The sequence below is a fragment of the Paenibacillus liaoningensis genome, from assembly GCF_059609455.1.
This window is the reverse complement of sequence record NZ_JCAALU010000012.1, coordinates 1-17,536: the sequence shown is the minus strand read 5'-3', so window position 1 is coordinate 17,536 and position 17,536 is coordinate 1. Positions and strand designations below refer to the sequence as shown.

Sequence of the window (17,536 nt, the reverse complement as noted above, 5' to 3'; positions counted from 1 at the left end):
GATTTTCATAGCTCCTTCCTTAAATTGGAGATAATACGATCCAGATGAAGCAGCAGAGCGGATTAAGCAATCGTCCGATTAGAGCGCATTCCGCTCAATTTCAAACCCCAGGTCTTGAATCATTTGATGGTCAATCGAAATATCCTGGCCCTCTGTCGTCAAATAATCGCCGACGAACAGCGAATTTGCCGCATATAATGCTAAAGGCTGGAGCGATCGCAGACTGCGCTCCCGTCCGCCAGCAACGCGAATTTCCCGCGACGGGCAGATTAAACGAAACAGGGCCAGCACCTTTAAAGCTTGCAGTGGCGGCACGCAGCCCGCAGCTGCAAGCGGCGTGCCTTGTATCGCATGAAGAAAGTTAATTGGAATCGAATCCGCTTCAAGCTCGCGTAAAGCAAAGGCCATTTCAACGATCTCCTCGTCTGTTTCCCCCATTCCGATAATGACGCCCGAGCACGGCGATAGACCGTGGGCTTTAGCGGTTTGCACCGTGTGGACACGCTGCTCATATGTATGTGTCGTAGTAATGGAAGAGTAGTGCTTCTCGCTCGTATTCAAATTATGATTGTATCGATGAACGCCTGCATCAGCTAAACGCTTCGCCTGCTCCTCTTTCAGCAGCCCCAGACAGGCACAAATTTTCAGCGGCATCGTCGCGCGAATTTCCTCAACCGCTTCTACCACTTGGCTGAGCTCCTTATCTGTAGGTCCCCTGCCTGCTGCAACTATGCAGTAGGTTCCCGCTTTGCGAGCCAATGCTTCGTGTGCGCCAGCTAGCAGTGTCGTTTTATCAAGCATGGTATATTTGGGGATAGGGGCGGTCGACACAATCGATTGGGAGCAGTAGCCGCAGTCCTCTGGACAGTTGCCGCTTTTCGCATTAATCAGCATATTTAGCTTTACCTTTCTGGCAAAAAAATGCTGCCTCACTGAAAATGCTGCCTGCAAAAGCGGAAGCAGCTCCTCCTGCTGCGCCCCCAGAATTGACCGTCCCTCCGCTAACGTTAGACATTGTCCAGCAAGCGCCTTTTGCGCCATCGCCTCCCACTTGCTCCCATTAAACTGTTGCTCCATCATCATACGACCTGCCTCCCCACCGAATAAAAAGCTGCACCACATTTATCCGGACATTTATCTATTATTTTAAATCCGATAAAATTGTTAACCTAAATAAATAAAATTTGGTTAACAATTAATCTTTGTTATTTTAGCAAAACATGCCTCCTCTGTAAAGATCGCCTTCATTTCTTTCCTGAGCACGGCATAACAAAAAGACTGTCCCCTTGCAGCTTGCACTGCGAAAGAAACAGCCTTCGGTATTGCTAAAAACCTGCATAATTACTCGATTAAAAAGGCTTAGCCTGCTTGAACGCCTTTCAAATAAGCTTCGAGCTGATCGAACGTGCCGCCAAAGCCTTGTCTCATGGAATCGAACATGCCCATGAAAAATTGGCGTTCTGCCTCCGTCGCATTAACTGGCCCTCCAAGCAAGGAAAGAATGGTTTTGCCATCCTGCTCGGTAAAAGTTAACGTATTGGACACTTCAATCGGGAATGTTTCGCTGAAAGGAGCACGTACAGCATTACCATCCTTGTCCGAAAAAGAGTTAATGAAAACGATTTTTTCTGGCTCCACGATTTCTCCAAAAACAAATCTGCCCCACATTTCAGCACCATCCGGCGCCGTCATCTTGTAATGGAACATGCCGCCTGGTCTAAAATCCAGCTTGGCATAGCTAATTTCCAGCCCAGTCGGTCCCCACCATTTTTTCAAATGCTCGACCTCAGACCATACTTTAAATACGAGCTCGCGCGGCGCATCCAGTTCTCTTGTAATTTCCAATTGATCAGCCATGTTCATCCTCCGTCTTTAGCTTAGTAATCGATTGCTGTGCTTGTGCTGCCTCTTGCTTCTGAAGCTCCTTCAAATAAGCCTCCAAATTGTCAAAGCGCTGCTCCCACATGCTGCGGAACGTCTCCGACCATTCATTCAATTGCTGTATAGATTGCGGCCGCAGCTTGTAAATTCGCTTATTGGCAGCCGGCTGCACCTCAACCAGGCCCGCATCGCTGAGTACGCGAAGATGCTTCGACGTCTGGGGCTGGTTCAGCTCCAGCTGCTCGGCAATAGCTCCTACGGGCAGCGGCCCGTCACGCAGAAGCTCCACGATACTCAGGCGGTTCGGCTCGGCTAAAGCGCTGAAGGTCATCGCTTTCATCATCATAAATCTACTCCAGACTTGTTATCCATTAAAGTATACTCCAAAAGGAATATTCCTGTAAATGCATATTTAATTCAAAATGTTTTGCAGGTATTCTCTTCATCATAACAAGCCAAGCCGATTTGTACCACAGCAGAAGGAAAATAAACAAAAGAAACGGCCGTCCACGGAAAAATACCGCGAACGACCGACTTGTTTGCCCAATATTATCCTGATTAATCTACTAATAGGACAAAATTTATTTAAACTAACATTCTACTAGTAGAAGACTAAAGAATATTAGCGCTTCCCCACAGAACCGAGATAATGTCTGCTATTTTCCCTGCAGGCGTTAAGCTCAAAATGAATTCTCCTAGATCAAGAATGACGCCGCCCAGATCTGCCCAAGAGAAATTGCCCCCAAATGAATTGTAAATAGCGCGGAACTTCCATAGCAAGGAGTTATAAAGTGAAACAGCATCCCCCGCAACATTAAGCTTTCTGAAAATCAATTGCGCAATAGACCAAGCTGCATCAGCAAGACTCGACGTACCAGTAAAAGCATTGTATAACATAATCCAATTTCCTCCTAAAAAATATGTTTTTGACTACAAACACATCGTAACCTGATTATTACTATTTTTTTTCGAATCTATTCGAACTAGTAAGTTTGATACTTAAAACAATCATTTACCAATACGTAATGGTAAAAAATCTATTCTAAATAATCAATATTGATTAGTTTGGGCATTTTTGTTATTATTAATTTCAAGATGAAAGGGGGTGAATGGGTTGAAAAAACCATGGTTAGCTATATTACTTTCTTTTATTTATCCGGGTCTTGGGCATTTATATTTAGGATATGTAAAAAAGGGAATTATTTTGCTTGTTGTTGAATTTATTTCTATTCTACTTATTTCAGTCGTTGTCGGAATTTTCTTATACCCTATTATCTGGATATACAGTATTATTAACGCTTATCAATTATCCACAAAATCGCAAGCGGCTTCATAGTTCGGCCATGCTTCCATATCCATTGAAGGGTAATTCAAATGATGAATTTTCGAAAAAAATTGATTTTATTTTTCTGCATGTTGTCCTTTATTTTTTTTCTAATCGGCTTTTTTTCGCCAGGACAATCTGAACATCATGAAATAAGTCAACTAGGCTTCAATGATGCTCTATTTATCTTTATTTTCAATAGTATCAATCTATTAATCTGGTTCATGCTTTCTTTGACGGGCTTGTCCCCATTGCTTATATTAAAAGCGATTTTCGGCATGGGCACAGGCTGGCATGCGTTGTCTATCTCTCCTTTACTCTATTACAGCACTTCATTTTCACATGGGGTTTTGGAATGGATCGCCTGTCTTATCGTCTTTCTTTTTACAATCGATCATCTTTATCATTTAACTTCATATTTCAGGAAAAAAATCTCTTATGAACAATTGAAAAGCTTTTATTGGGTGACTGTTAAGAAAACGATTCCAACGGCCCTTTTCATACTTTTCGCCGCAGCTTTTTTTGAGGTATATGTATCTAATAGGCTGTTGCTCATTCTAGTTCAATAAGAAGGGTGTCCTATGATTTATAAAACGACTTTACCTTTTCTAAGGCTGAGTACCTCATCGGCAATACTAGAAGATGAGAACGGCAGCCCTGTTGGGAGCATGCAGCGTTATTACTCAAATAAGAAACAGAAGCTCATGAATTATTTATTCGATAATATGGTGAATAATGTACATGCCTACGATGAAGATAACAATCTACTCGTTGATATTAAAGAAATAAACACAATAAAAACGCTTGTAACAGAAAAATGGCATGTGCATATTGGTCAAGATCAGTTCGTTTGCGAGAAAAAAACAAAAATCAAAACCAATCCTCAATTTTTATATAAAAAGTATAATGAAGAGATTTGGATCAAAAAAGATTTTGCTGATAAAGCTGTCCGCTTTACTTTAAATGGACAGATCATTGCTGAAGCTGTACCAGACGGGCTAATACCGCCGAAATCCAATCATATTACATTCAAAATATTCGACTCTCGATTTGAAGTTCATGAAATTGCGTCTTTATATTATGTTTTTTCTCTAAAAAATAGCTAATATTTAGGAGTTAATTATGAATATTCAATTGGTGCATAATCGACTGATTATTGCGAAAAGAGATCAGATTGTTTACCTAGACCTGTCTGAAATTATTTTTATTGAGCGTATTGGACAAAAAACCTTGATTCACACGGATACACAAGAAATTTATGTGTATGTCTCTTTGAAAGATTTAATGGGCATATTGCCCGATATGTTTGTAAGATCGCATAAGTCTTTTATAGTAAATGTCTTCAATTTAAAAGAGCTCAATTTTTTCAACCGTAATACATATGAAGCTTACTATAAAAACCGTAAAACCGCTTTAGTAAGTAAACGTGTAATACGACAATCTATTACATTGAACCAGGTGGGAACCCAGTGACCATTCATCCATTACAAATCGAAAATTTGAGCAAGACCATTCGGGGAAAAAGCATATTGCAAAATATTTCACTTGAGGTAAGAAGAGGCGAAATTTTCGGATTGCTCGGGCCCAATGGAGCAGGTAAAACAACGCTATTTCGCCTAATTGCCAACCTGATATTTCCAACACAAGGCTCCATATATATTAATGGAATAAATGCTAATCAAAATCATGTACTCGCCGCGAAACATATCGGGGCTATCATTGAAACACCGCATATGTACCCTTTTTTAACTGCCTATCAAAATCTAGTTCATTTTTCTCTCTACAGCCAACAGGAACCAGATAAAAACAGCATTTTGGAAATTTTAAAAGTCGTCGGCCTGCAAGAAGCTGCAAGAAAAAAAGTGAAAACCTTCTCGCTAGGGATGAAACAAAGGCTCGGACTAGCACAGGCGCTGCTCCATAATCCCGACCTTATTTTGCTTGATGAGCCAACCAATGGCATGGACCCTGTCGGTATGAAGGAGTTCCGAGATTATCTCCATCATTTGACCAAGGAGCAGAACAAAACCGTCATTATTTCAAGCCATTTGTTAAATGAAATGGAAATGATTTGTGATCGTGTGGCGTTTATAGTGGATGGTGAAGTCAAATCGATTGAATCCATGCAAAAAACAGAAAACGTTAGGCAAGTCGTTACAATAGAGATAGACTCAACCGATCGAGCGTTACCATTACTTCATAAGCATGAACGAACGTCGAACTTGCTCAAGGTGGAGGAATCCGAATTGGTTTTCCTGTTGCTACGCGAAGAAATTTCGGAAATGCTTTATCTCCTTATTCATCATCAGATCCGTGTATATGCTGTTCAAAGCAAACAGTTGAGCCTGGAAGACAAGTTCATGAGCTTGACAGAGGAGGCTTCCATTGATAAGGCTTATAAGAGCAGAGCAAATTAAAATATACAGCCGTCCTATGGTATGGGCCATGGCTATCATTTTTGTAATCATTGTTATTATGACGGCACTGTTTAATATCGATAAAAGGAACGATTCTCAAACAGACGATTGGAAAACCGTTATAAACGAAGAAAACCAATTGTTAAAAGAACAAATGAAGGAAGCTCCAGAGGATGTTCTTCCCTATTTAAATTCACAAATTCAACGTAACGAGTATGCCTTGGAAAATGGAGTGTCTCCGGATCGCATGACATCTTGGAAATTTTTAAGCCTGGTCTCCAATTTTCTTCCATTCGTCACGTTATTTACGCTTATTGTTGCCAGTGATATCGTAGCTAGTGAATTTAAATGGGACACCATGAAGCTGCTGCTCATCCGTCCAGTTCGCCGCTATAAAATATTGTTAGCGAAATATTGTTCCGTCCTTATGTTCTCAGCCTTGCTTATCTGTATGATTTTTCTTTCATCTTGGATTATTGGTTCCCTTTTATTTGGGGTCGATGGCGCTTCAGAGCCATTCATATTTTCAAAGGATAAACAAAATTATGAACACATCCCTATGGTTATGCATGTGTTCCTATCATATGGATTAAAAATGATTACCCTTTGCGTTATTGTCACTATGGCATTTGTCATCTCTATACTGTTTCGAAGCAATTCTCTCGCCATTGCATTCTCTGTGTTTATCTTGTTTGGCGGCAATATGATCTCTGCCTTCTTAAGTCGAATTCAACCGGAATTCGCAAAATATTTTTTATTTTCTCATTTGAATCTTGAGGCTTATTTTACAGGCACCCCAGTAGTAGAAGGTGTTACCCTTCCATTTTCATTGATCATTCTGTCCGGTTATATGCTATGCTTTTACGCCGCCGGCTGGGCCGTATTCACTAGAAGGGAAATGGGCTAAAACTCACGTATAAACAAATAGGGCAATTCCTAAAGTCATCTTACATGACAGCAGGAATTGCCCCTATTTATGACTGCCCCGGCAACCAGGGGGCCGTTCTATTATTTAAACGCCCTCGCGGCGTTCACTGCTTTTTTCCAGCCGGTATAGAGCTTTTCTTTACGCTCTTCCTCCATGGCGGGCTGGAATGCCCGCTCCTTGTGCCATTGCTCCATAATTTCCTCGCGGCTGGTCCAGAAGCCTACCGCCAGTCCCGCTAAATAGGCAGCGCCAAGTGCCGTCGTCTCTGCATTGACCGGACGCTCGACCGGAACGCCGAGAATATCGCTCTGGAACTGCATGAGGAAGTCATTTTTCACGGCTCCGCCATCGACGCGCAGCGTTTTCAGCGTTAGCCCAGAATCAGCCTCCATAGCCGCAAGCACATCGCGCGCCTGGTAAGCGAGCGCCTCAAGCGTTGCTCTAATAAAATGCTCCTTGGTCGTGCCGCGTGTCAGCCCGAATACCGCCCCGCGCACGTCGCTATCCCAATAAGGCGTGCCTAGTCCAACAAACGCCGGAACGACATAAACGCCTTCCGTTGAATCGACGCGCGCGGCGTACTGCTCGCTGTCCGTCGCATTTTGCAGCATGCGCAGGCCATCCCGCAGCCATTGAATAGCAGAGCCCGCTACAAAAATACTGCCCTCCAGTGCATATTCAACCTTTCCGTCTATCCCCCACGCGATTGTGGTCAGCAAGCCATGCTCGGACACCACTGCTTTTTCACCCGTGTTCATCAGCATGAAGCAGCCTGTGCCGTAAGTGTTTTTTGCCATGCCTTCCTGGTAGCAGGCTTGACCGAACAAGGCCGCTTGCTGGTCGCCTGCGATGCCGGAGATTGGAATTTTGCAGCCGAAAAAATGATATTCGTCGGTATAGCCGTAGACCTCAGAGGAAGGACGTACTTCTGGAAGCATATTAGCTGGTACCGATAGCAGCTCCAGCAGCTCTTCATCCCATTTTAACTCGTTAATGTTATACATCAGTGTGCGCGAAGCATTGGAATAATCCGTCACATGGACTTTGCGCCCGGACAGGCGCCAGATCAGCCACGTATCGACCGTTCCGAACATCAGCTCGCCGCGCTCAGCCTTCTCACGCGCGCCCTCCACATGGTCAAGAATCCATTTCACCTTGGTGCCTGAGAAATAAGCATCAATAAGCAAGCCCGTCTTGCTGCGGAACAACGGCTCGTGGCCATCAGCCTTAAGCTGCTCGCAAATCTCTGCCGTTTGGCGCGATTGCCAGACGACGGCATTGTAAATCGGAATTCCCGTCTCGCGATCCCATACAATCGCCGTTTCACGCTGGTTTGTAATGCCGATTCCAGCAATCTGCTGCGTTTTAATGCCTGATTCAGACAAACAGGCGGCAATGACAGCCAGTATAGAGCCCCAAATTTCATTGGCGTTATGCTCGACCCAACCTGATTTTGGAAAATATTGCTTAAACTCCTGCTGGGCCGTATGAACCTTTTCCCCTTTTTTATTAAATAAAATAGCTCGCGAGCTTGTCGTGCCTTGATCGAGCGCCAATATATATTTTTCCGTCAATTCAATAACCTCCTGATTTACACGTTCCACAGCGCCGCATTGCTGGATGAAACCGCAATAGCACCAGAACCGAACAAAGCGGGCAAATCCTCACGTGTATGCACAAAGCCGCCCAAAATAATTTCCGTATTCGTCTCCTGCCTGATTTTGCCGACCATAGAGTTGGCGAAGCTTGGCAGCAACTCGATGTAATCGGGCTTCACATGCGCAGCCGTATTAATAATCGTCTTGACCGAATGCGAGTCAATGAGAAATCCGCGTTGAATAGCGGCCAGCCGATGTTTCTTAGCAAGCAGAAGGCTGGACGTTCTCGTGCTGATGACGCCATCAATCTTGATCGCCTTGGCTAAATAATGAATAGATGCCTCATCGTCCTTAATGCCTTTGACCATATCCAGATGCAAGAACAGCTTTTTCCCCGCGCTTCGCACCGCATCCGCAATGCCTTGCAATTGGATTAGCTCACCCTCTAGCAAAAATAAGATGGGCTGCGGCGAGGCAAGCGCCTGCTCTAGTTCCTTGAAATTCCGAATGGCCGGAATGACCGTATTCGGCTGCATGCCTGTTCCCTCCCTACTCGCAATCATTCACGGCTGCCCGGATTACTGTGAAGGCTGTCAAGCTGTAAACGATTTCAACGGCTATAAATTAAAAAAAGCCGACAGAAAGAATGTATACACCCCATATTTGGAATTTATATACTCAATCCAGCGGCTGTTCTCATTAGTCTCACAGCGAGTTTTATTTACTTGTCAGTGACGATTATAATATACTCCGATCAAGCTGTAAACCCACTCATTCCTTATGAAAGTGCCAGAAGGCCAAGCGCTTCCAGTTCCTCCAGCGCTTCCTCAGCGTCTCGCTCCGGATTCAGGCTGGCGATGAGTTCTTCAGTTATTTCGGCACCTTCAAAAACCGCGCGCACGGCTGCCAAATCCAGCTCCTCCTCAAAGTAGCCTTGCGCCCACTCCTGATAGCTTTCGGGCGAATCGCACAAATAACCTAGGAGAAAATCCGCTCCATCTTCCCAACCATCAGGCTGCTCATATTCGCTGCTGTGCCACACGGAATTTCCATTATCCCACCATATACAGAAGGTAACATCCTCATGGGTGAATGCCACATCCTGAATACGATGCAGCAGCGCTTCCGGCACCTCATCATAAATGCCCGGCCAAGTGCCGTATTCCTCCTGCGCATGCGGGCTAAAAGGGGATTCATGATCAAAGCCTTTGATAATGGCCCCTTCCGGTGCAAAAACAACAAATACAACATCGCCAGACCCATTGTTCAAGCTGCCCATCGTTTCATCATCCGACCATGAGGAATCATAACGGTGAACGCGAAGCCATTCTTCCTCGCACATCATCAAATCCAGCGCAGCGAGTATGCGCATCTGCTTCTCCAACTGCTCCGGTGCCGGCAACTTTGGCATATCCCATATCTTCATTCGTATCTGCCTCTTTCCCCATTAACCAATTTATGCGCTGCTTTCCTTTAAAAGAGTCTTCATATATTTCCCATTATACAACAAAAGGATTGGAAGTTCCGCCTGATTTCATACGCGAATGCCTGCAGCGCTTTTTCAAGTGGGCTGGAAAAAGATTTATTTCAGCCAAACTATTTTACGCTACACTACGAATATATAAATAAGCGGCAAAACATGTCGAGCAGCATCACGTTTTAGGAAAAGAGAGGGCGCATGGAGACGGAAGCAGCATGGATTAAGCAAATTCAAAAACAATCAAGCGAGGCAGCAGCGAACGCGCTGGTCCGCCATTATTACAAAGAAATGTACAGCTATGTGTTTAGACAGACGACGAATAAACAGCTGTCCATGGATCTCACACAGGACATCTTCATCCATATGCTGCAGGCGATTGGGCATTATGACGGAGGCAAGGGTTCCTTCCGGGCATGGCTGTACAAGCTTGCGACGAACCGGATCGTTGACTATTACCGCTCGCGGTACTATCGCTACGATCAACGGACGACAGCGATGGATGAAGAAATCGCCGAGGATGAGGATTTCACGCTGGAAATTGAGCAAAAAGAACAGGTCGAAGCTGTTTTGCAGCTTGTAAACGAGATGGATGCTGCCGCTCAGCATATTTTCCGGCTCAAATTTTTCGCCGAATATACGTTTGCCGACATTGCGCCGCTGCTGCATATGCCGGAATCGACCGTCAAAACGAAATATTATACGATGCTCAGAAAGCTGAAAAACAGATTGGGAGACGATTACGATGAAAACCGATAAAACGGAGACGATTGAGCTGCCAAACGAGCTGGAAATCGAGCAGCAAATCAATCTAATTGTGGCACGGGGGCTTGTGCCGAAGCAAACCTTCTCAGCCTACTTGCGCTTAATGTATACCCGTCTTGGCTTTCGTTATATGTTTCATGACTGGACGGAAATTGCCTTTGCGCTTGCTTCCGGCTCTCTGCTTATGCTATTCGCCCTATTTTTAGAATCAAGCCATTCGCAGGTCATAGAGGAGGATATTTATGCCGCTATCTTTATCGGGTCGCCCGTCCTCTACCTCCTTGTATCCACCCTCTTCTTCGTTCGCCGCAAGCATAGCGATACGTATGAAACGGAAATGGTGTGCAAATACAATGTGTATCAGCTTGCTTCGCTGCGGATGCTGGCTTTTAGCCTCATCTGTTTGGCGCTGAATGTAGCACTCGTGCTTGCTGCTTCCGCTATGTTTCAGCACATTCACCTGCTGTTTGCGCTGGCGCTGTCAGCTTCGTCACTGTTTCTGTTTTCCGTTGTTTTTCTGTATATCATACTCCGCATTCGCTCGGACCTGATGAAATATGTACTGATCTCGCTCTGGTTTGCCGGCAACATCGGCTTGAAAGCTTTGTATAGCACAGAGTATATACAGCTGCTTCAAACGATTCCTGTCTCCGTTTATTTGCTTTTAACAGCTGTCTGCGGGGCGTTATATATCAAAAACCTAAACCAATTGCGAAAACTACAAAATCCGGAAGGAGCGATTTAAGATGCTGACTGTACAGCAGGTTTCCAAACGCTTCGGCAGCTTTAGCGCGCTGGAGGACATTAATCTTGAATTTACAAATGGCGTATATGGGCTGCTTGCCCCAAATGGCGCTGGCAAAACAACGCTTATTAAAATGCTCGTCACGCTGCTGTTTCCAAGCGAAGGCGAAATTTTATACAACGGTGAAAATATTATAAAAGCAGATGAGCGCTATCGCGAGCAGCTCGGCTATCTTCCGCAGCAATTTGGTTATTATAAGCATTACAGCCCGCGCAAATATTTGCTGTACATCGCCGCCCTGAAAGGCATGCGCACAGCCGACGCCAAGCCGCGAATTGCCGAGCTGCTGAAGCTCGTTGCGCTGGAGGATGTCATGGATAAAAAGATGCGCAAGTTTTCCGGCGGCATGATCCAGCGCGTCGGCATTGCGCAGGCGATGCTGAATGATCCGCGCATTCTCATCCTTGACGAGCCAACCGCAGGGCTTGATCCGAAGGAACGCGTTCGCTTTCGCAATATGCTGGCGCAGCTTGCCCGCAATCGCATCGTCATTTTATCAACCCATATCGTCTCTGATGTGGAATCGATTGCCGATGAAATTATTATGATCAAGGACAAGCGGGTGCTGCACAAACGCCCCATCGTGGACATTTGCCGCCTGCTTGAGGGAATGGTATACGAAACGACCGTCGATTATGAGGAAGCTGATCACTTTCGGGGCAAGCATTTGTCCATCTCGGAGCGGCAGGAGCAAGGAAGGCTAAAATTCCGTTTTATTGGCCGAGGCGAGCCGCAGCCGGATTGGACGATAGCTATTCCTAATTTGGAGGATGTGTTCATTTATATTTACCAGGATGAGGCGCAGGCGGATGAAACGCCATGAGGGGGATTATCTGGCGCTATGAGCTGAGAAAAGCGCTGCTGTCTCCGGTTATTTTAGCACTGCTCGCCCTCTTCCTCGCGTTCAATCTGCTGTACATTATGCAGCAGTCGTATAAGCGCCAGGATATGGCGGTACTGAACACAATGGCTGGACAATTCGGTCTGCGAATTAACGATCAGATGCTGGCTGAGATTGAGCAATATAATCAGCGGCAGTTGGCGGAAATGAACGCGCTGACGAAAGAACGTGCAGGGAAAGTATATGCGCAGGCGGATGATTTTTTCACTTATGATAATTTGGGTGAAGTTGTTTATCAGCAACCGGGCCTATTTCTGGAATCTGAAATCGCCAGCTTTCATCGGCTGAGCATTTTGCAGCATTATGCTGCGAGAATGCAGAGTATCGATGAAGTCTATGCCAAGCTGGATACGAGCCAAATGGCTGAAGGACAAATCCAATTGTACGGCCTTAGCGGGCAAGCTGCAACGGCCTTGAAAGAGCGTTATGCCGGGCTGGACACACGGCTTCAGCAGCTTGAGGCAAGCGGAGAATATAAGCATTTATTTTTCGATGGCAAGCTGTATGGAACGCACTCGATGCTGTTTAAAAGCCTGCTCAGGATGCTGCTGTTCGAGCTAATGATTTTAGCTGTGCTCCTTTCTGTCTTTTTAAGCAAAAATGAATTTGAACAGCATACGCATTTATTGTTTTATTCAGCCAAGCATGGGCGAAAGCTGCAAACGGACAAGCTGCTTGCCGCGCTTGCTGCTACCGCTGCACTGACAACTATACTGGCTGGTATTACCCTTTCCGCCTACTTTCTCACATTTAGCTACAAGGGACTGTGGCAGGTGCCGATCAGCAGCTTTTTCACCTGGGAGCCAGGCATGGCCTTTCCATTCCTCACTTGGCACGTTCTATCGTTCGGCAAGTATTTGGGCTGTGCTGTAGTACTTATGTACGGGCTTCAGCTGATTTTCGCTGCCTTGGCCTTTGTACTCGGCTTTTTTATCCGCAGCAGCTACCTTGTATATGGCAGTTTTGCCGTGCTGTTTGGCAGCCTGCTGCTGCTAGGAAGAGTCATACCGTTGAGCTCGGAGCTGCTATTTTATTCCGGTTTTACTCCCTTTCAACTCATACTTAATCCGCATATATGGTTCACTGCAGGCGGGGCGTTCAATATGATCCGGGATTGGGAATGGATAACCGCAGGCGGCTGGGCCATTGTGCTGGCTGCTCTCTGTTACGTGTGTCTAAAGCAATTTAAACGCCAAAATATTCATTAATCGGAGGTGCAGCTGTGGGGATCGTCCTTCACGAAATGAAAAAGCTTTTTAGCCTGAAAATGATCGTTTTAGTCGCTGTACTGAACGTCCTTTTTTATTTGATGTTCATCCAGTTTTATTTTGAATATTTTCCGAATGGCAGGCCCGATAAAGATGCGTATAAGGTTGTCATCGAGATGCAGCAGCAATATGGGCTGGAGCTTGATGAAGCGGAATTCGAACAGTTCAAGCTGAGCTATCACGAAAGGGTTCAGGAAGCTGAGCAGCTTATGCATGATGACCCGCAGTTTAAGAAGGCCGGCATTTCTACTTATGAGGCTTTTCGTGCAATGGATGTGTTCAGCGACAATAAGGAATGGAATGAATTAGACCGCTACGCGATGTTCAACCCCGGCATTGATTTGTTCTGGGAGCTGCAAGGCAGAGAGTATTTAATCGAGCAATATGAACGCAGGCTGGAGCGGCCTTATGCAAATCTTTCAAATGAGGATGCGGCGGCCCTGCAGCGAATGGATGAAATGGTGGCGTCTGGCACGCTGAATACGATTTTTCCATCGATGATTTATGATAATTTTAAAAATGTGATATTTTATGTGTATGCCATAAGCATAATCAGCATTTTGCTAATCGTATCGCCGATTTTTTTGCGCGACAGGCGCAGCCGGGTCGTTCATCTCCAGCACGCCTCGCGTATCGGGCGCAGCCTGTTCCGCAGCAAGCTGATTGCTGCACTGCTGTCTGCTGTACTCATTATTTCTATACAGCTCGGCTGCATCTTTCTATTGTACAGTCAGCAGCCGGGCATTGAATTATTTTACGAAGCACCCATCAACTCTGCCTTTAATTTTCCCTACTTCTGGTATGATCTTACGTTTGCCCAGTTTATCATGCTGACGGTTGCCGTCCTTTATGTGCTTGGCTTGATTACCGCTCTGGCGGCAGCTTTCTTCTCCAGCATCTCTGCGAATTATATGGCGCTCGTTGCGCTGCAAATTCCTTATATTTATCTCATTACACAGCCGCTTTCCCGTGTGCTGATTGAGGAACTCATTATGTTGTACAAACCGAAGTACGCACAGCCTCTCGCATACGGGTTGTTTATCGCGATCGTCGCTAGTTCGCTTGCATACAGGTGGCATCGGGAACGAAAAGGAGATTTGCTTCTATAAAACTTGCTTTGCCATCAAGCATCAGCCTACCCACAGGCCTCGCTTGATGGCTTCGGCTGTTTAAGCAGCCGGTCCTAGACTGCCGATGTTTGCTCAATAAATAGATGTACATGATAAAGCTTATTTTCCACTGTTCTTTAGGTTGCCAAAGGAGATTTTCCGAGGCAAATCTTTACCTTCTAGCCGTTCATACGCATCAAGTATATCTGGGACATTTTCTATTGTGAGAATTAGACCTTTTAATGTATTACTAATTATCTCTAGTTCATCTTCATTATAAATAGACAAACCACTTTTTGAAAATTGAATTGGCTCGCCCAAATGTCTTGTTAGCCCCGTTATGATCTGTTTTTGTTCTTTCTCCGCTAACTTTCCAAATTGAGATATGATGATTTCAATAGATTCACTCACAAAATATCTCCTCCCTTCACATATCGTAACACGATTTCAACAATTGGGCACATGACCTAGTATCATTAGGCTAATGTGTATCATACATTGCCATATAAGTTTTCAAAATGTTTTGAACAAAGAAACGTAAAAGGAGTTATTCATCATGTGGTCTTATTCTCCTGATTGTTATTATCGCGCATTTGGACCGTTTGGAATTCCAGGCCCTTCAATGCCACCACCAATTGCTCCCCCTTTTTTCCCTCAACCTGGGATGCAGCCATTCCCAAGCACGCAGCCTCCCGTTCAAACACCTACTCAAGGAGGCCCTCCTGCTTTCGCTCCTCCTTCTACCATTCCACCCAGACCACCACAATTGCCACAAGGAGTGTCTGCTTTAATTGATCCAGGTGCAATCGTAAGTTGTCGAAATAAATTTACCTATATATGGCAAAGTAACGGCGCTTCCTACTGGATGTTTATTACTTTTGTTGGCCCAAATTCAATAGCTGGTTGGCGCTGGGTCGGGCCAGGAATTGGTTGGGTAAATTTTGGGCTTGATCTTAGATTTGTGGACTCGAGTGTCTGCGTCCCTTAATTTCATGATTTTTCACTAAGACGATTGTGGACTAAGATTCAAGGGGATGCAGCCAACTATTTGACTGATTTGATTTATTTTATTCGCAAGGCACTTGGCATTAGAGAAGCTTAAACGGCCTACACCCTCAGTAGATAAAAAAAAGACGTTCCCTCCAATTCATGAAAGCTGAATGGGGAACGTCTTTTTTTTGCCTTTCTATTTATTTTTAGTCCAATCGGCCAGCGCCGCGTTTCCCTCTCCACAACGTTATTTTTCGCTCGGCGGCTGCATGATTCGACAGTTATCCACAAATTTCAGCAACAATTTACAAAATAATACTTTCCTATTTTTTTCATCTATTGTAAAATGATAGACGAATTGATAGTTTGCTAGATGTATCCAAAAATTCAAAATCAAAGTACATGTGGGGATGAGGGTCAGCTAGCCGTTTTAAAAAAATCCAATCTCAGAAAATGGAGGAACACAAATGTTAAAGAAAACCAGCCTCACCTTGACTTCATTCTTGCTCTCGGGCTCCCTGCTTGCAAGCAGCCTTACCGTTGCGTCGGCAGCTCCGGCGGTGCCAACGATTACGCCAGCAGTCGCTTATCAGGCTTCAGCCGCCGCGGTCAGCAGCATTACGCTTGCAGACATGCCTGCGAACCTGAAAAACTCCATTGAGTGGGTATGGACTAATCGCATGGTAACGGAAGGCTCGACGGTTCGCAAAAACTTGATTTTTGATCAAATCGTTGCTGGAAAAGGCACTTTAAATTACGTCGTGCGCTGGCAATCGGGCAAAAACTTGACGCTTCAGCAGCGCAAGGATCTTGCCGCCATGCTGCAGCGCCAAATGAATAACTGGACGAAGCATTTGAAAGATTATGACGGCTGGCCTTACGGAGACATTCAAGTGAAAATCGTGGGCTGGGCCGTAGCCAACTCCGCGCAAATTTTAGACAAGCAAGCAGATGAAATCATCTATACAGACTATATAACTGACCAACTGAGCACCTCTAATCCCGCTATCCCATCGAAGCTGCCTGTAGCGCCGAGCGCTTTGTCGCGCTTTGACCATTTTACGAACCCCAACTATGTTTATCCGGGCGGACTCGACAAGCGCTTTGACATGTATTTGTGGGCAACATCAGGCTTTGGCGGCGGAGCAGGCGGCGATTGGGGCCAGCGCATGTCCGACGATTACATTTTGAGCACCGTCAATTCCAATGAAATTCAAATTACAGAGCATGAAATTGGCCATGGCTTTGGTTTGCCAGACTTTTATGAGGCGAACGAGCGTCCTCCGGGCGGCTTCCCAGTGCCTACCATTATGTGGGCAGGAAATTCCCCAACGATTACGAACTGGGACATCTGGATGCTGCGTTATACATGGAGCCAAGTGAAGAAGGATGCTACTCGATTCCCGGGCATAACTGATAATGGGAATACGAATTTGAGCAACATTGCGCTTAACGCTTCCGTTACGTCCTCTTATGTATCCCCTTGGGAAAGCATTAGCGCACTCAATGACGGCTTTGATCCGATTCATTCCAACGACCGCAATCATGCGGTTTATGGAAACTGGCCGGAAACCGGTACGCAATGGGTTCAATATACGTTTGATAAGAGCTACACCGTTACACAAACGGAAGTGTACTGGTTCAAGGACAATGGCGGTATCGATGTGCCGAGCTCGTATAAAATCAAATATTGGAACGGCAGCGCTTGGGTAGATGTCCAAAACGCCGTCGGTCTCGGAACGAGCATTAACCAATACAACACAACAACATTCAATCCTGTCGCAACGACATCGCTGAGAATCGAAATGGTGTCGAAAAACCCGGCATCCACTGGCATTTTGGAGTGGAAGGTTAAAGCATCCAGCTAGCATTGGAGCCTGGAAGTTTAGCGAACAATAAGCTAGGCTGCGCGTAAAGCAAAGCAGCAAAAGCATAAAAGGAACGTCAAAGGAGACTATCCCCTTTAAAATGTACCCCTTGTAAAGGACAATTAAAAAAAGGTTAGGCCACTTCAAGCTGCTGTCTGTATCGTGCAGGCGGCAGCTTATTTAAGTTCCATTGACCTCGATAATG

Annotated in this window: 20 protein-coding genes; 12 read left to right on the top strand and 8 right to left on the bottom strand. The window is 45.2% G+C overall.

The genetic code is table 11. From position 1 onward, the window contains the following. Positions 1 to 78: 78 nt before the first annotated feature. The 4 genes from bioB to AC6B99_RS18880 all read right to left on the bottom strand — a co-directional run bounded on the left by bioB (position 79) and on the right by AC6B99_RS18880 (position 2,778). Complete coding sequence (gene bioB / locus AC6B99_RS18895) at positions 79 to 1,077, bottom strand: biotin synthase BioB (RefSeq protein WP_496664069.1); 999 nt, start codon at positions 1,075 to 1,077, stop codon at positions 79 to 81. 282 nt (positions 1,078 to 1,359) lie between these two features. After that, positions 1,360 to 1,857: an SRPBCC family protein gene (locus AC6B99_RS18890; protein WP_496663985.1), complete on the bottom strand. Its 498-nt coding sequence runs from the start codon at positions 1,855 to 1,857 to the stop codon at positions 1,360 to 1,362. Then, the gene (locus tag AC6B99_RS18885) at positions 1,850 to 2,221 is read right to left on the bottom strand and encodes an ArsR/SmtB family transcription factor (RefSeq protein ID WP_496664068.1); all 372 of its coding nucleotides are present in this window, start codon (positions 2,219 to 2,221) and stop codon (positions 1,850 to 1,852) included. Before AC6B99_RS18885 ends, AC6B99_RS18890 begins: the two co-directional genes overlap by 8 nt. Before the next feature lie 272 nt (positions 2,222 to 2,493). Next, a complete protein-coding gene (locus AC6B99_RS18880; RefSeq protein WP_063892464.1) occupies positions 2,494 to 2,778 on the bottom strand; it encodes a hypothetical protein in 285 nt (94 codons plus the stop codon). A 208-nt stretch (positions 2,779 to 2,986) separates the two neighbouring features. On the opposite strand from AC6B99_RS18880, the gene AC6B99_RS18875 reads away from it, so the two are divergent. From AC6B99_RS18875 to AC6B99_RS18850, 6 genes are read left to right on the top strand one after another with little or no spacing between them, the layout of a single operon-like run. Beyond that, positions 2,987 to 3,217, top strand: a complete 231-nt coding sequence (locus tag AC6B99_RS18875) for a TM2 domain-containing protein (protein ID WP_235533039.1) — start codon at positions 2,987 to 2,989, stop codon at positions 3,215 to 3,217. A 38-nt stretch (positions 3,218 to 3,255) separates the two neighbouring features. After that, positions 3,256 to 3,774 carry a hypothetical protein gene (locus tag AC6B99_RS18870; protein WP_056029876.1) on the top strand — a complete coding sequence of 173 codons (519 nt, stop codon included), beginning with the start codon at positions 3,256 to 3,258 and terminating at the stop codon, positions 3,772 to 3,774. A 12-nt stretch (positions 3,775 to 3,786) separates the two neighbouring features. Further along, on the top strand, positions 3,787 to 4,311 hold the full coding sequence (locus AC6B99_RS18865; protein ID WP_494858119.1) for a tubby C-terminal domain-like protein: 525 nt from the start codon (positions 3,787 to 3,789) through the stop codon (positions 4,309 to 4,311). 16 nt (positions 4,312 to 4,327) lie between these two features. Next, complete coding sequence (locus AC6B99_RS18860; protein WP_056029882.1) at positions 4,328 to 4,678, top strand: LytTR family DNA-binding domain-containing protein; 351 nt, start codon at positions 4,328 to 4,330, stop codon at positions 4,676 to 4,678. After that, positions 4,675 to 5,622, top strand: coding sequence for an ABC transporter ATP-binding protein (locus AC6B99_RS18855; RefSeq protein ID WP_496663984.1), 948 nt, complete (start codon positions 4,675 to 4,677; stop codon positions 5,620 to 5,622). Before AC6B99_RS18860 ends, AC6B99_RS18855 begins: the two co-directional genes overlap by 4 nt. Then, positions 5,591 to 6,529 (top strand): DUF2705 family protein, encoded by a 939-nt coding sequence (locus tag AC6B99_RS18850; RefSeq protein ID WP_496663983.1) that lies wholly within the window; start codon positions 5,591 to 5,593, stop codon positions 6,527 to 6,529. Before AC6B99_RS18855 ends, AC6B99_RS18850 begins: the two co-directional genes overlap by 32 nt. 101 nt (positions 6,530 to 6,630) lie before the next feature. Here the strand turns inward: AC6B99_RS18850 and glpK are convergent, their stop codons facing one another. The 3 genes from glpK to AC6B99_RS18835 all read right to left on the bottom strand — a co-directional run bounded on the left by glpK (position 6,631) and on the right by AC6B99_RS18835 (position 9,574). Beyond that, positions 6,631 to 8,124 carry a glycerol kinase GlpK gene (gene glpK, locus AC6B99_RS18845; protein WP_496663982.1) on the bottom strand — a complete coding sequence of 498 codons (1,494 nt, stop codon included), beginning with the start codon at positions 8,122 to 8,124 and terminating at the stop codon, positions 6,631 to 6,633. 17 nt (positions 8,125 to 8,141) lie between these two features. After that, positions 8,142 to 8,684 (bottom strand): glycerol-3-phosphate responsive antiterminator, encoded by a 543-nt coding sequence (locus tag AC6B99_RS18840; RefSeq protein WP_494858113.1) that lies wholly within the window; start codon positions 8,682 to 8,684, stop codon positions 8,142 to 8,144. A gap of 242 nt (positions 8,685 to 8,926) precedes the next feature. Beyond that, positions 8,927 to 9,574, bottom strand: a complete 648-nt coding sequence (locus tag AC6B99_RS18835) for a hypothetical protein (protein WP_496663981.1) — start codon at positions 9,572 to 9,574, stop codon at positions 8,927 to 8,929. A 252-nt stretch (positions 9,575 to 9,826) separates the two neighbouring features. Between AC6B99_RS18835 and AC6B99_RS18830 the strand changes: the two genes are divergently transcribed. The 5 genes from AC6B99_RS18830 to AC6B99_RS18810 are packed head-to-tail and all read left to right on the top strand — an operon-like array spanning position 9,827 to position 14,473. Then, positions 9,827 to 10,384: an RNA polymerase sigma factor gene (locus AC6B99_RS18830; RefSeq protein ID WP_496663980.1), complete on the top strand. Its 558-nt coding sequence runs from the start codon at positions 9,827 to 9,829 to the stop codon at positions 10,382 to 10,384. Further along, positions 10,371 to 11,135 (top strand): hypothetical protein, encoded by a 765-nt coding sequence (locus AC6B99_RS18825; RefSeq protein ID WP_496663979.1) that lies wholly within the window; start codon positions 10,371 to 10,373, stop codon positions 11,133 to 11,135. The genes AC6B99_RS18830 and AC6B99_RS18825 overlap by 14 nt, the downstream gene beginning before the upstream one ends. Before the next feature lies 1 nt (position 11,136). Further along, positions 11,137 to 12,018 carry an ABC transporter ATP-binding protein gene (locus AC6B99_RS18820; RefSeq protein ID WP_496663978.1) on the top strand — a complete coding sequence of 294 codons (882 nt, stop codon included), beginning with the start codon at positions 11,137 to 11,139 and terminating at the stop codon, positions 12,016 to 12,018. Further along, the gene (locus AC6B99_RS18815; RefSeq protein ID WP_496663977.1) at positions 12,015 to 13,304 is read left to right on the top strand and encodes a hypothetical protein; all 1,290 of its coding nucleotides are present in this window, start codon (positions 12,015 to 12,017) and stop codon (positions 13,302 to 13,304) included. Before AC6B99_RS18820 ends, AC6B99_RS18815 begins: the two co-directional genes overlap by 4 nt. Positions 13,305 to 13,339: 35 nt before the next feature. After that, complete coding sequence (locus AC6B99_RS18810; protein ID WP_496663976.1) at positions 13,340 to 14,473, top strand: hypothetical protein; 1,134 nt, start codon at positions 13,340 to 13,342, stop codon at positions 14,471 to 14,473. Between the two features lie 120 nt (positions 14,474 to 14,593). Here AC6B99_RS18810 and AC6B99_RS18805 read toward each other — a convergent pair whose 3' ends face one another. Next, complete coding sequence (locus AC6B99_RS18805; protein ID WP_056029910.1) at positions 14,594 to 14,884, bottom strand: hypothetical protein; 291 nt, start codon at positions 14,882 to 14,884, stop codon at positions 14,594 to 14,596. Positions 14,885 to 15,930: 1,046 nt separating this feature from the next. Between AC6B99_RS18805 and AC6B99_RS18800 the strand changes: the two genes are divergently transcribed. Then, complete coding sequence (locus AC6B99_RS18800; protein ID WP_494858101.1) at positions 15,931 to 17,331, top strand: discoidin domain-containing protein; 1,401 nt, start codon at positions 15,931 to 15,933, stop codon at positions 17,329 to 17,331. Positions 17,332 to 17,536: the final 205 nt, after the last annotated feature.